The following is a 13,916-nucleotide window of genomic DNA, read 5'->3' as shown; positions in this document are numbered from 1 at the left end:
AAAAAATCTCAATACATGTTGGACAATCCCCGGAAAGCAGCAACAAGATAACCGCTCTGTCGAACTCGAACACAAATTCTAAAACCTTTTACCCGTTAACGCATAATTTGGGTTTATATCCAAATAACAGAAATCGGAAACCTTACTTTCCCGGAAGAAGGACAGGAAGAGCCCACGTGGCCGGTAGTGTAAAATTACCTGCTCCATTTGAGTGAACTGGAGGTAGAGGGTTTCCCAAAGGGCGTTTCGATTTTCCATTCGAAACGCCCTTTTTTTTGACAGGTCCATGGGACTGGAGGTTCGGCCCAGGCCCGGTACAAGGAAAACAGTTTCCTTTTCAGGCAGCCCGTGGTAAGGGAGAGTGTCTTAGGATGGATATCCTTTCTGGATGTGAAACTCGCCAGTGCCAGATATGATTCGTGGATTGGTGTTTTATAAGCCGTTCCTTAAGGGTGGCAAAATCGGGTCCTTCACCCTGAGTTCCTCTTTTTGAATCGACTGAAAGGGCGGGATGAGTACATGGGATGATCAACATGGAAAATGATGCAGGAAATATCCGTCGGATGACTTCCGGGGAAAAGGAAATTATCCTGATCGGTACCGCGCACATATCGAAGCAGAGTGCCGAGACGGTTGAGAGGGTGATTAAAGAGGAGAAACCCGACACGGTCTGCATTGAGTTGTGCAGGTCCAGATATCAGGCTCTCATCAAGAAGCAGCAATGGCAGGAGATGCAACTGCTGAAAGTCATCAAGGAAAAAAAGGCGTTTTTATTGCTCTCCAACCTTATGCTGTCTTATTTTCAAAAGAAAATCGGGAGAAAATTGGGTATCCGGCCCGGGGAGGAGATGATCAGGGCCGTTCAAGCAGGAATGGCCGTGGGTGCCCATATATACCCGGCGGATCGAGATATTCGGATCACCCTTTCTCGGACCTGGAGACTCATGGGTTTTTGGAAAAAGCTCAAACTTCTGTTCCATCTCATTGCTTCCGTGGGGGAAATGGAAGACATCACCGAAGAAGATGTTGAGAAAATGAAAAACCGGGATGTCTTGGAAACCCTCCTCTCGGAGATCGGGGAGTCCTTCCCGGAAATCCGGGAGATCCTGATAGATGAAAGGGACCGCTACCTGGCGGAAAAGATCCGGACTGCCCCCGGGAACCGGATCGTTGCAATCGTGGGGGCGGGACACGTCCCGGGAATAGAGAGATACTGGGACGAACCCGTGGACGTGGCGGACCTCGAGAGGCTTCCACCTAAAGGGCGCCTCGGAGGTATATTGAAGTGGATGATTCCCGCCCTCATCCTTTGCCTCATCGTGCTGGGTTTTTTCATTGCAGGTCCCAGCAGCGGATCCAATATGGTGAAATGGTGGGTATCGGCGAACGCCGTGCTGGCCGGTCTGGGAGCAGCCGCCGCCCTGGCGCATCCCCTGACCATCCTGAGCGCTGTTGTCGCCTCACCCTTCACTTCCCTCAATCCCATGATCGCCGCCGGTTGGGTTGCCGGACTGGTGGAGGCCTTTCTGGGAAAACCAAAGGTGAAAGACTTCGAAAACCTCCCCGAAGATATCTCTTCTCTAAAGGGCTTCTGGCGCAACAAGATCACGCGGATCCTCATGGTGGTTGTTTTCACCAATATAGGCAGTTCCCTGGGTACCTTTGTCGCCATCCCCCTGATGATAAAGGTGTTGACCTGAGATCACTTTCTCCAATATTCGGGAATCAAGAGAACGATGACCGTGTAGATTTCAAGCCTCCCCAGCAGCATGCAGAAAATGAGGGTCCACTTCCCCACAAGGGGAACAGCAAGGTAGTTTTTTACAGGCCCCACGGTCCCCAGACCCGGACCCACATTGAAGATGCAGGCGGCAACCGAGGCAAAGGCGGAGATCAGGTCCATCCCGATGGAGGACATGAGAAGCGCAGCCCCCACGAAGAGTCCAAGGTATAGGACGAAAAATCCCCAGATGCTGCTCAGAACATCCGGAGGAACAGGCTTTCCACCCAGTTTCACGGTGGTTACGGCATGGGGATGAATGATCCGGAAGATTTCCCGGTAGGCATGCTTGGCAAGGAGCATAATCCGAAGGGTTTTCATTCCTCCTCCCGTTGATCCGGCCATACCTCCGAGGAACATGCAGAGGAGCAAGATTTTCTGGGAGAGGGCGGGCCACTGATCATAGTCCGCGGTGACGAAACCAGTCGTGGTCATGAGGGAGCTGACCTGAAAGGCCGCGTAACGAAAAGCGGCGAGGAAGGAATCGTATGCCGCGCCGTGGATATCGAGCGTCACCATAAAGGTGAATATTGCCACCAGGGTCAGAAAGACCCGGCATTCCGGATCCTTTCCGAAGACACCCCAGTCCCCTTTGATCAATCGGTAGTGGAGGGAAAAATTGATCCCGGCCAGAACCATGAAAACGATGATGACCGTTTCCATGTAAGGGCTTTGGTAGTGGGCGATGCTGGCATTCTTGGGGGAAAATCCCCCGGTGGGCATGGTGCAGAAGGCATGGCAGACCGATTCGAAAAGATCCATTCCCCCGCCGAGCAGTAGAAAGATCTCCAGAATGGTGATCAGGATGTAGACCAGCCACAGGGTTTTGGCCGTATCGGAGATCCTAGGCTTCAGCTTGTCCACGACTGGACTTGGGATTTCGGCCTTGTAAAGCTGCATTCCGCCGATGCCTAGAAAGGGCAGGATGGCAATTGAAAGAACGATGATGCCCATGCCTCCCAGCCATTGGGTGATGCTCCGCCACATGAGGAGACCCCTGGGGACGGCCTCTATATTACTGAGGATGGAGGCCCCGGTGGTAGTGAACCCGGAGATGGACTCAAAGTAGGCGTCGGTGAAACCCGTGATGGTGCCGGAAAGGAGAAAAGGGAGTGATCCCACCAGTCCGGCCGCGGCCCAGCCAAGGGTCACGATGGCAACCCCGTCTCGGTGGCTCAAGTGGTTCCCGCCGTCTTTCCCCGCCAGGGAATAGAGGATAAGGCCCGCAGCAGAGGTTATCACCAGGGAGAAGAGAATGGCCCACGAAGCCTGTTCGTGGTAGATGAGAGAAACCAGGAGGGCCAGGGACATGGAAAGCCCCAGAAAAAATAGCAGAATCCCGATGAAACGAAAGATTTGGCGGGGATGCATGTCAGAAGTATTCCAGTCGGACAGTGAGAAGTTTCTCCAGCTTGGGAACAACTGTTCTAAGGGTGAAGATGATGAGCCTGTCTTTGGGCCTTATCACGGTGTCTCCCCGGGGTATGATGACTTCATCCCCCCGGACCACGGCGCCGATGAGGGCCCCTTTAGGGAACCTTACCCTTGATAAAGGGATATTGACGATATCGGACGTTTGGAGGGCTTCCGCTTCGATCGCCTCGGCGTGCTCACCCTTGAGAGGGGCTACTGAGATGATTTTCCCCCGTCGTATGTACTGGAGGATGGCACGAATGGCCGAGAGCCTGGAACTGACCACCGTATCGATGCCGATGGCCGAGACCAAAGGGATATAACTCAATTTGCTGATCCGGGTAATGCTCCTCCTGGCCCCCAACTCCTTGGCCAAGAGGGAGATCAGGACGTTGCTCTCTTCGTCTCCCGTAACGGCGACCAGGAAGTCAGCGTCATTGACGTTTTCTTCCATGAGGAGGTCCTTGTCCGTTCCGTCCCCGTTGATGACGATCGCCTTTTCCAGTTCCTCTGAAAGCTCCGTACATCGCCGGGTATCCTTGTCGATGATCTTGACATGTGTCCCGGTCCCGTCCAGGGCCCTGGCCAGGGCGGCGCCGGTCTGCCCTCCTCCAACGATAAGGACCCGCCGGACTCCTTCGTTTCCCGCATGGAGAAAGGGACACCCCTCTTTCAGATCCTCCGTTCGGACCACCAGGTAGATGACATCATGGGGTCGAATGATGTCGTCACCGTGGGGGATAAAAACCTGGTCGTCCCGGATGATGGCTCCTACCAGCACCTTGCCCTCCCTGTCGGCAAGGGAGGAGAGTTTCCGGTTCACATAGGGAAATTCCTGGTCCACGGTGATTCCAACGAGTTTGACCCGTCCATCCACGAAATCGACGATATCGGAGGCCCCCGGGGCTATCATAAGGTTCCGGATCGTTTCCACCATGACGGATTCCGGGTTGATGATCTGGTCTACACCCAGGAGGTCCTTACCGAAAAGGTCCTTTTCGGCGAGGAATTCGGGGCTCCGTACACGGGCCACTTTCAAGATATAGGGATTGAGGTGGCGGGCCAGGAGGCAGGCCATGAGGTTGACTTCATCGCTGTCCGTTGCGGCGACAAGGAGTTCCGCATCCTGAATGCCGGCGGTCTTCAGGGTCTTGGGGCTGGTGCCGGAACCCAGGATGGCCTGGACATCGAGATTCTCGTTGATGCGCCTGATCTTCTCCGGATCCTTGTCGATGAGGAAGACATCCTGGTTTTCCTCGGTGAGCTTCTGGGCGATGTGGAAGCCGACTTCGCCGGCCCCGACAATAATGATCTTCACCGGTTTTTCTCCAGTCTAAGGATCGGTTACCGGGGTGAGCCTTCAGGTCGGGGTCCTATCGAGATAGCGGAGGCTCAAATGGGGAGACCTTTGAAAAACGTCCCCTTTTGCCCAATCTTCCGCCTTCGCCGCGGCTACGGCGCGACAAACCCGCCAGACAGCGGCGGACAGGCTACGTCAGGCTCAAATTTTAATCCTCAAAATACCTCAATGTATTCCTGCGGTTAAAATTTTCGCCTTCCTTGACCTTGAACAAAATTGAACGTTTTTCAAAGGTCTCATGGGGTCATTATATAGGGGTGTGACGGAAAAAAGTCAACACCCTGTCCCTGTTTCCCCCCCCTCAGCTCAGGAGAACTATGAGAAGGATCCCAGGTAAAAAGAATAGACATTCCCGGGTTACGATGATAATGTCACGGGTTACGTTTCTACAGGAAAAAACGGCGGGAAAGCGCCGGCGAAGGTTGGAACATGATCCAGGAATCCGCTTTCAATTACGACGGAGACGAACTCGAAAAACACATCGACGGCTTTCCGGATACGACCCTCCTGGTGGTAGGGGATATAATCATGGACGAGTATATCTGGGGGGATGTCAGCAGGATTTCCCCTGAAGCCCCGGTACCCGTGGTAGACGTGAAGCAGGAGACACGGATGTTGGGAGGCGCCGCCAACGTGCTCCATAACATCGTCTCCCTGGGAGGGCGATGTATCCTTTGCGGGGTCGTGGGCGGTGACGGAACCGGAAAGGCCGTGCTCGAAAGGGTGAGGGACCTGGGCTGCCCCACGGATGGGATCGTCGTGGACTCTGAGAGGACCACAACGATCAAGACCAGGATAGTCGCCCACAACCAGCAGGTCGTGCGATTTGACCGGGAGAACAGGAAGGCCATAGGCCGGGACGACACGGAAAAACTCCTCGAGTTCGTTTCCAGCATGGGGAGCCGCCTTGACGGGATCGTGGTGGCCGACTACGGGAAGGGCGTGATTACAGGATCCCTGATGCAGGGCCTGCGGGAAATCTCCCACAAATCGGGCATCCCACTCGCCGTTGACCCCAATACCGGGAACTTCGAATATTACGAAGGTGCGGATATCATCACTCCAAACCATCATGAAGCCGGGGCCTTTTGCCGTCTGGAGATCGTCGACGAGGAATCCCTGGTACGGGCGGGGCAGGATATCCTGCAGACCTTGAAATGCCGCTCTGTGCTGATCACACAGGGAAAAGACGGTATGACGCTCTTCAGGCAGGGAGGTGAAATAATCCACATTCCCACGGTGGCCCGAAAGGTCTTCGATGTCACCGGCGCGGGGGACACCGTGATCAGCGCCCTGAGTCTCGGACTGGCCTCAGGGATGGACCTGAAATCGGCGGCTATCATCTCCAACCTGGCGGCCGGCATAGTGGTGGGAGAGGTAGGAACCTCCACCGTGAGCGCAGGGGAACTCAAGAGGGCCATTCGTTCAAAACTGGTATGATCTTCCCTGGCTTCGAACGGCCTGAGAAAGACTTTTTTCCCTGGAACGGGTTTTTTAAGGGTATCGCCTCCAAAAGGGAGCCACACGGAACCACTATGAGCCGTCCAAAGGAACCTGAGCGGGTGAAATTGATCGCGAGCCTTTTTTCCCCGCAAAGGGATCTCCTGGAGCAGGTCCTCGGAGATCTCCGTGGTCTTTTCGGCCCGGAGGATTGGAAAAGCCCGGATCTTTACTTCGACCGGACCCGGTACTATGAACGTGAAATGGGGTGGCCCCTTCACCGCCTCTTCGTCTCCTTTGAGAGGCTCGTATCTCCAGATTCATTGGTGGAGACAAAACTCTGGACGAATACCCTTGAGAGTCGGTACCTGGAGGGGACCCGTAGAAGAGTGAATATCGACCCGGGTCATCTGTCGCTTGAAAGGCTGGTGCTGGCCACGGGGAAAAACTATACCCACAGAATCTATCTTTCCAAAGGAATCTACGCCGATTTGACCCTGGTTTTCAAGAGGGGGAGCTTCAGGCCGCTGGAATGGACGTACCGTGACTATGCGGAGCCCCGGATTATTTCCTATTTCAATGCTGTGCGTGAGAGGTACAAGCGGCAGCTCCGCGGGATCGACGAGAACGGGGCGCCGCTCCTGAACACGCCGCCTTCGGGCGGGTCTTTGGTTTGAGTCTGACACAGCTTGTCATGCCATAGCGGTAACAGAGGCGGAAGATCGGGCAAAGCCAGACGCTTTTCAAAGGTCTCCTGTTGAGACGAGGGAGGAAGGATCGGTGGGTCAGCATTTTTGGGTGATGAAAGGAGGGGATCCCTCTTGCTGAAGAGTATGACCAGCTATGGAAACGGCGAGTACGCTCTGGGGGAAACCCGGTTTTCTGCGGAGATCAAGTCGGTCAACAATCGCTACCGGGACATCATCCTCAGGATCCCCAGGTCATTGCAGGTGCTCGAAGAAGATATCCGATCCCAGGTGGCCGCCAGGGTGCGCAGGGGACGCATCGAGGTGGCCCTCCAGATGGAAGGGAACCACAGCGGCGCCGAATATGACCTTGAGCTGAACCGGCCCTTGGTCGATTCCTATCTCAGGATTTACGATCAACTCCGGGCGGATTACGACCTGGGAGACCAATTGAGTGCCCATGAACTTTGCCAGATGAAGGATGTCTTGATGGTCAAGCCCCTGGAGGTGGATATCGAGTCCGTGAAACCAGGGGTTTACGAGGTCCTTCGGCTTGCCCTTGATTCCTACGAGAATATGAGGCTCAGGGAAGGAAAGGCCATTGAGGAGGATTTCGCGAGACGTCTGGACACCATCGAAGGTCATCTGCAGGTCATAGAGGGAAAGGCCCCTGAAGTGGTTGAACGATACCGAGAGCGGCTCCTGGAGCGCGTGAAAAGCTTTTCCCGGGAGATTGAACCGGATGAGGGCCGGATCCTCCAGGAAGTGGCGGTGTTTGCGGACAGGTGCGATATCACCGAGGAGATCCTCCGGGCCCGGAGCCACGTCAACCAGTTTCGGCATTACATGGCCCTGGACGAGGCTGTGGGGCGTCGTTTGGATTTCTTGATCCAGGAGATCCACCGGGAGGTGAATACCATGAGCGCGAAGGCCTCCGATGCTTCTATCTCGGGCCTGACCGTGGAGATCAAGGGTGAGCTTGAAAAACTCAGGGAACAGATCCAGAATGTTGAATGAAAGGAGGGGTCGATGGGACACAAGCTGGTGAATATCGGCTTTGGAAACTCTGTGGTATCCAACCGTGTCATCGCGATCATTTCTCCGAATGCGGCCCCCAGCAAGCGCCTGAGGGACGAGGCCCGCGAGGAGAAAAGGCTCATCGATGCTACACAGGGCCGAAAGACAAGATCCGTCATTATTACCGACAGCAACCACGTCATCCTTTCGGCGATTCAGGCCGAAACGATAGCCCAGCGTTTCAGCCCGGATTTCAAGCTTACCAAAGACGAGATGGAAGAATAGCCATGCCAGGCCGATTGTTCGTCATTTCAGGCCCTTCTGGTACCGGAAAGACAACGGTGGTAAGAGGCCTGAGAGAACGGGTGGACGGGCTCGGGTTTTCCGTTTCCCATACCACCCGTGAGCCCAGGGAAGGAGAGGAGGAAGGGGTCCACTACCATTTCGTGGACCAGGAGACTTTCCAGCGCATGATCGACGAGGGCGCCTTTGTCGAGTGGGCGGTCGTTTACAATCACTATTACGGGACATCCTATGCCGCCTTGCGGGAGCCCATGGAGAAGGGGATCGATGTAGTCCTTGACATAGACAGTCAGGGCGCGGCCAACGTGAGGAAACTGTTCAAGGAGAGCATCCTGATCTACCTCCTCCCTCCCTCCCTCGAGGAGTTGGAAAACCGCCTCAAGAAGAGGGCTACCGACAGCGGGCCGGTGATCGAGGCCCGTTTCAAAAAAGGGGTTGCGGACATCAAGAACTGTTCCTGGTATGACTATATCGTTTTCAACGACAGCCTGGAGCAGGCCGTGGAAGAACTCGCCTCCATCATTATCGCCGAGCGCTGCCGCACCTCCGCCCAAATGCCCCGGATAAAAGAGATGATCCAGATCGCCTCACGGGATTGATTCTTCCCGGGGGACGACCCGCAGTTGCACTGCTTTCAGACCTGATCCAATTCCCCCCGCCCCATCCCTTGAGGCCAGGCCTCGCCCCCGGTCAGGAGGGAGGCCGCCGGAGGAGCGTTGGCTCTTGCTAAAGGAAGGGTAAATAGGAGGATGAAGGCCCAGGTGACCGATCACTTGTGGGATTTTCTTCAGGTGTCGGAGTCCGGCCAGGGATATGGTAAAGGGTAAGAAAAAGGCTCACCGTGGAGACCTTCAGAGGGGGAGGAACCTTGTCCCGGGTTTCCATGCCGTGCGAGAGGCCCTGATAAGGGGGAATCCCCCTGTCATGAACCTCTGGATTGCCAGGGAGAAAGAGACCGATCGGATAAGAGAGGTCCTGAAGCTTGCCGAGGCAGGGGGGGTTCCCGTCACATACCGGGATCGTTCCGCACTGGATGCCATGTTCCCGGACATCCCTCACCAGGGAATCGCGGCCGAGGCAGGAGCCTTCAGTTATACCGACAAGGACGAGATCATAGAGGCCGCGCTTCGGGAGCCGGGTCGAGGATTGATCCTCGCAGCGGATCATATCACGGATGAGGGAAATCTGGGGGCCCTCATCCGAGCGGCCGCCTTTTTCGGGGTCCATGGTCTCATCCTGCCCAAGGATCGCTCGGCAAGGGTCACGCCAAGGGTCATGAAACGGTCTTCAGGGGCCTGCGCCTGCCTGCCCGTAGCCCGGGTCGTGAATTTGGGGAGGGCGCTGGACTACGCAGAGAAAAAAGGCTTTTGGCTCATTGGTGCCGATGGGAACGGCCCGGAAACGGTCTACGAGGTGGACTGGAACCGGGACGTAGTCCTGGTGCTGGGCCGGGAAGACAGGGGATTGACACGCGGTGTCCGGGAACGGTGCCACCAGGTGGTGCGGATCCCCGGCCACGGTGTCGTGGAATCCCTGAACGTTTCCGTGGCAGGTGGTGTGATCCTCTCCGAGATCAACCGGCAACGACAGGCGCGCTTTTCCCCGCGGGGGGACCTGCAATAGGACGCCCGGATGAAACTCTCCGCTTCGGGCAGCGGGGAGTATTATCTTAAGGGGAATCGCATTTATTCTTGTAGCAAGCTTCAGGGTTTCCCTGCGAACGTGAATGAAGCCCCGGGTGCGGTCGCATCCCAAGATGGCCTTTGCGGCAAGCAGAAAAGCGAAGTCTATGGATATTGCCCGGGGTGGATGAGACCTGTGGCCTCGTCGAGTCCGAACAAGATGTTCATGTTCTGAACGGCGCTTCCTGCCTGCCCTTTGACCAGATTGTCGATCATGCTGACAAGGATCATCTTCCCGGTCCTTTCATCCACGTTGAGGGACAGGTTGCAGAAATTGCTCCCTCGAACGTCGGCCGTGGTGAGGCCTTTCCCGGGACCGTAAATCCGTACGAAGACGCTTTCCTCGAAAAACTCCCGGTAGGCCTCCTGGGCCTCCTCTATCCCGATGCCTTCCTTCAGGTCCCCATAGATCGTGGTAAGGATCCCCCTGCACATTGGTACAACATGGGGAGTGAAGGTGATGCGGATTTCCCTCCCGGCCAGGCGGCTTAGTTCTCTCTCGATTTCAAAGACGTGTTGATGACCCGAGACCTTATAGGCGTTCATGGCATCATAGCGGGCTGGATAGTGAAAGGTCGGAGAGGGATTTTTCCCGGCTCCGGATACGCCGGTCTTGGCGTCGCAGACGATGGATTCCGGCTCGATGATATCCGCCTTCACGGCCGGCGCCAGGCCCAGGATACAGCTTACGGCGAAGCAGCCCGGGTTGCCGACGAGGCGGCTCTTGGCGATCTCTTCCCGATGGAGTTCCGCCAGGCCGTAAACGGACTGGGAAAGGAGGTCCGGAGAGGCGTGTTCTCCCGGCCTTCCAATCCTGGCCGCATAGCCCCTGTATGTCTCCGGGTCGTTGAAGCGGAAATCTCCACTGTAGTCGATCACCTTGGCTCCCTTTTCCAGCCAATGGGGGGCCTGGGTCTGTCCCACGCCGTCAGGTGTGGCGAAGAAGACAACGTCGAAGTTCTCGGGCAGGTCGGGGTCTTCCGGGTCCATGAGAGGCAAGTCGCAGAACCCTTCGAGGTGGGGATAGATCCCGCTGATGGGCCGCCCCGTGTCCTGCTTGTCGATGAGTGCAGTGATTTCAGCCGTGGGATGCCGCAAGAGCAGTTCGATGGCTCCGCATCCTCCGTAACCGCCGGCTCCGATAATGCCGACCTTGATCTTGTCCATGGGCTCTACTCATCCTCCTTTGTTGTGAGATCTTTGAAAAATGCCCCCTTTTGCCCAATCTCTGCGTCAGACTCAAATTTTAATCCTCGAAATACTCAAGGTATTCCTGTGGTTAAAATTTTCGTCTTCCTTGATCTTGAACAAAATTGAACGTTTTTCAAAGGTCTCCTATTGTGAGACCTTTTCGAAACCGTATGCTTTTTGACTCAGGATTTGGATCATGGGTCGAAAGGGTTGCGGCCATGAAACAGGGACCACAACCCTTTGGGGGTTCCTATAGGTTGAATCGAAATGCAATGATATCACCGTCTTGAATCAGGTATTCCTTGCCTTCCAGCTTGACCTCTCCAGCCTTCTTTGCCGCCTGGAAGGTCCCGTGGCGTTTCAGCGCCTCGAAGGGGAGGACTTCCGCCCGGATGAAGCCCTTCTGGATGTCCGAATGCACCGCCCCGGCCCCGTCAAGGGCGGTGGATCCCTCTGGGACAGTCCAGGCCCGCACCTCGTCGTTGAGGACCGTGAAGAAGGAGATGAGTTTCATGAGCCGATAAGAGGCCTGGATCACCCGGTCCAGGGCCGATGTTTCGATGTGAAATTCCCTCTGGAACTCTCGGGCCTCCTCCGGCTGCATGGCCGCGATGTCCATTTCAAGCCGTCCCCGCACGACCATCGACTCCAGATCCTCGGGCCCCTTTTCCCAATCGGGCATGGACTCGTCGTCATCGTCGTTGTTGATCACGAGGAGCTGGGGCTTGGCCGAGAGAAAGGTGAATCCCCGCAGAACCTGCGCCGATGAGAGATCGGCATCGGCCCGAAGGGGCCGGCCCATTTCAAGCATCTCTTTTGCTCGTTGGAGAAGTTCGAATTCTTTCTTGTTGGGAGGGTTTCCCCGCTTCCTGTCCAGCTCGATGCGTTCGAGCCGTTTCTCGGCCACCACGAGATCGGCCAGGATCATATTTTCTTCGAGCCGCCAGAAGTCCTCCTCGGGAGCGGGTTCGATCCCTCCAGGGGTCTTGAAGTTCCGGAGTACGTGGATCAGGGCGTCACACACGCGCACCCGGTTCCATAGAGCACTCTCCGATACCGACCCGTCTCCTCCTCCGGCAGCAGGGGGGGGGAGCAGGTACTCGACCCTGGCATAGGTGGTTTTCTTGGGAGAATAGAGCTTTTCCAGGAAGTCCACCCTTTCATCCATCACCTTCACCGTCCCGATCCTCCGGTCCCCCTTGCCGGTTTTCGAGACGTCCTTTTCGCCCCTGGCCCCGGTAAGGGCGGCGAAGATGGTGGACTTGCCGGCCTGGGGAAGGCCGATGATGCCGAGTTTCATGTTTTTCCTCCGGCAGGTTGGATGATCAGGACGAATGAAGCGCCAAGGGGATTATAGAACATGGAAGCGCATTTTTCACGGCAAAACGTCTCCTTTGCCGAAACAGCATCTTGGGAATCCGGGCGGGATCGGAAGGCTCCCTCAGCGCCTTCGGAGCAGAACATAGATCGCCCCCGTACCCCCGTCATAGGGCCGGGCCGTTGCGAAGGCAAGAACGACCTTTCGGATTGCGCCCTTCCCGAGCCAAAGGGGCAGCCCTTCCTTGAGGACCGGGAAACTGTCCGGGGAATTCAGGCCCCGGCCGTGTACGATCAGAACACACCGGAGTCCTACCCTGTGACTCTGGATAAGAAAGCCTCGAACGGCTTCTTCAGCCTCCCGGCGGGTCAGCCCGTGGAGATCGATGAAGTCCTGGACCGGGAACTCCCCCCTCTTGAGCTTTTTCATCAGTCGGCGGCTGAAACCCTTGACACATCCCTCCATATACTCGTCCGTAAAGGTCATGTCCATTTCAACGACCCCCCGTACCAGGCCATGGAGGTGATTCATGGCGGCCTGCTCGTCGTCGGGTGCGGGATGGGAGGGCCTGGGATGGGACCTTGTCCTTCGCGGGACTTTTCGCTTATCATCTTCGAGGGGAATGACATCCGACATGGCCTCGAGGAAGACCCGGTCCTCACCTCTTTCCTCCTTTGTGCGGGGAATGGCGGGGGATCCGTGAGCATCTTCAGCTTTCCTCCGGGCCCTTTCCCATTTCACGCGGAGGTCTTTGAAAGCCGGGTTGAAGTTGTCCTTTTTCCTGGCCATACCGGAAGTTCCTTTTTCCACGGTCAAGGGGACCAAAAATAGGGGCATAAGGTCTTGAATTCCTGGGAGCGTTTCTACTATAACACACTCAGCTTTCAACCTGAATCTTGCATCTTTAGGCAGACTCGACGCTTGCAGGATTAAGGTGTTACTATACGTTATTATGGAACCGGCATTTCCCGTGTGAAGCGCCGGGTAAGGAGGCCGAATGGCACGGATCGACGATTACAACCAGGCATTGGAATTGGCAATTGAAGAGCTTTCAGGCAGAAATCCCGATCTCCTGGCGTCTTATGCGGGAGCCCAACCCCAGGGCAAGGGAGCCGGGGTTGATGGGTTTTCCCTGGCCTTTCTCAACAGGGAGGTGCTGGTCACCTGGCCCCGAATGACTATGAACTACCGGGATACGGGCGAAGAATTGCCCGTCCAGCAGAAGGTCTTGCTGGCCCATTATCTTCGCGGGGCCTGGGAGACGAGCGGGGCCCCCCTGAGCGGTCGGTGGATCGCCTACCAGGAGATCCCGGACGGACGGTTCTACCTGGACGCCTTTTTGAAAAGGGCAAAGAATCCTTTGGTCCAGGGCTTCGGTGATCGCCCGGAATTGCTTCGGGACCTGGCCGGGCGGGTATACGGCGCTAAAGACTTTGATCACGGAGACGTCTCGGTGGTGATCCAGGCCTTCCCCCTGGTGCCCCTGGCCCTGATCCTATGGAAGGGGGACGATGAATTCCCACCCGAGGGGAACATCCTCTTCGACGGGAATATCACAGGCCTTCTCTCCGCCGAAGACATCGCCTGGCTGGCCGGCATGGCTATCTATCCCCTGATTGGCATGGCAAGGGCCGAGCGCTGAAAATCCCTGTGTGCTGCTGGACCGCCCCTTTTGACGCTTCAATGAGCGTCGGAACCCTTTCAGGTCCCGGCGGGAAGCAGTCCG

The 13,916-nt window shown here is 56.2% G+C and carries 13 protein-coding genes; 8 read left to right on the top strand and 5 right to left on the bottom strand.

The annotated features are described in order from the left end of the window. The first annotated feature begins 533 nt into the window (after nt 1-533). Entirely contained in the window at nt 534-1,700 is a 1,167-nt protein-coding gene (locus JRF57_07960; GenBank protein ID MBW2303630.1) for a TraB/GumN family protein, read from the top strand. 2 nt (nt 1,701-1,702) lie between these two features. Here JRF57_07960 and JRF57_07955 read toward each other — a convergent pair whose 3' ends face one another. Beyond that, on the bottom strand, nt 1,703-3,151 hold the full coding sequence (locus tag JRF57_07955; protein ID MBW2303629.1) for a TrkH family potassium uptake protein: 1,449 nt from the start codon (nt 3,149-3,151) through the stop codon (nt 1,703-1,705). A gap of 1 nt (nt 3,152) precedes the next feature. Next, complete coding sequence (gene trkA, locus JRF57_07950; protein ID MBW2303628.1) at nt 3,153-4,511, bottom strand: Trk system potassium transporter TrkA; 1,359 nt, start codon at nt 4,509-4,511, stop codon at nt 3,153-3,155. Nucleotides 4,512-4,982: 471 nt separating this feature from the next. Between trkA and rfaE1 the strand changes: the two genes are divergently transcribed. The 6 genes from rfaE1 to rlmB all read left to right on the top strand — a co-directional run bounded on the left by rfaE1 (nt 4,983) and on the right by rlmB (nt 9,622). Further along, nucleotides 4,983-5,993 carry a D-glycero-beta-D-manno-heptose-7-phosphate kinase gene (gene rfaE1, locus JRF57_07945; protein ID MBW2303627.1) on the top strand — a complete coding sequence of 337 codons (1,011 nt, stop codon included), beginning with the start codon at nt 4,983-4,985 and terminating at the stop codon, nt 5,991-5,993. Nucleotides 5,994-6,088: 95 nt separating this feature from the next. Then, nucleotides 6,089-6,670: a DUF4416 family protein gene (locus tag JRF57_07940; GenBank protein ID MBW2303626.1), complete on the top strand. Its 582-nt coding sequence runs from the start codon at nt 6,089-6,091 to the stop codon at nt 6,668-6,670. Between the two features lie 144 nt (nt 6,671-6,814). Then, on the top strand, nt 6,815-7,696 hold the full coding sequence (locus JRF57_07935) for a YicC family protein (GenBank protein ID MBW2303625.1): 882 nt from the start codon (nt 6,815-6,817) through the stop codon (nt 7,694-7,696). A gap of 12 nt (nt 7,697-7,708) precedes the next feature. Next, on the top strand, nt 7,709-7,981 hold the full coding sequence (locus tag JRF57_07930; GenBank protein ID MBW2303624.1) for a DUF370 domain-containing protein: 273 nt from the start codon (nt 7,709-7,711) through the stop codon (nt 7,979-7,981). Between the two features lie 2 nt (nt 7,982-7,983). Continuing rightward, complete coding sequence (gene gmk, locus JRF57_07925) at nt 7,984-8,598, top strand: guanylate kinase (GenBank protein MBW2303623.1); 615 nt, start codon at nt 7,984-7,986, stop codon at nt 8,596-8,598. A 214-nt stretch (nt 8,599-8,812) separates the two neighbouring features. Then, the gene (rlmB, locus tag JRF57_07920) at nt 8,813-9,622 is read left to right on the top strand and encodes a 23S rRNA (guanosine(2251)-2'-O)-methyltransferase RlmB (GenBank protein ID MBW2303622.1); all 810 of its coding nucleotides are present in this window, start codon (nt 8,813-8,815) and stop codon (nt 9,620-9,622) included. A gap of 164 nt (nt 9,623-9,786) precedes the next feature. Here the strand turns inward: rlmB and JRF57_07915 are convergent, their stop codons facing one another. From JRF57_07915 to JRF57_07905, 3 genes are all read right to left on the bottom strand, one after another. Next, complete coding sequence (locus tag JRF57_07915) at nt 9,787-10,848, bottom strand: N-acetyl-gamma-glutamyl-phosphate reductase (protein ID MBW2303621.1); 1,062 nt, start codon at nt 10,846-10,848, stop codon at nt 9,787-9,789. Nucleotides 10,849-11,122: 274 nt separating this feature from the next. Further along, entirely contained in the window at nt 11,123-12,172 is a 1,050-nt protein-coding gene (gene ychF / locus JRF57_07910) for a redox-regulated ATPase YchF (GenBank protein MBW2303620.1), read from the bottom strand. 141 nt (nt 12,173-12,313) lie between these two features. Next, a complete protein-coding gene (locus JRF57_07905; protein ID MBW2303619.1) occupies nt 12,314-12,979 on the bottom strand; it encodes a Smr/MutS family protein in 666 nt (221 codons plus the stop codon). Between the two features lie 208 nt (nt 12,980-13,187). Between JRF57_07905 and JRF57_07900 the strand changes: the two genes are divergently transcribed. After that, nucleotides 13,188-13,832: a DUF3786 domain-containing protein gene (locus tag JRF57_07900; GenBank protein MBW2303618.1), complete on the top strand. Its 645-nt coding sequence runs from the start codon at nt 13,188-13,190 to the stop codon at nt 13,830-13,832. The last annotated feature ends 84 nt before the right edge of the window (nt 13,833-13,916 follow it).

The sequence above is a fragment of the Deltaproteobacteria bacterium genome, assembly GCA_019310525.1.
GTDB lineage: Bacteria > Desulfobacterota > DSM-4660 > Desulfatiglandales > HGW-15 > JAFDEE01.
This window is presented reverse-complemented; position numbering and strand designations above follow the sequence as displayed.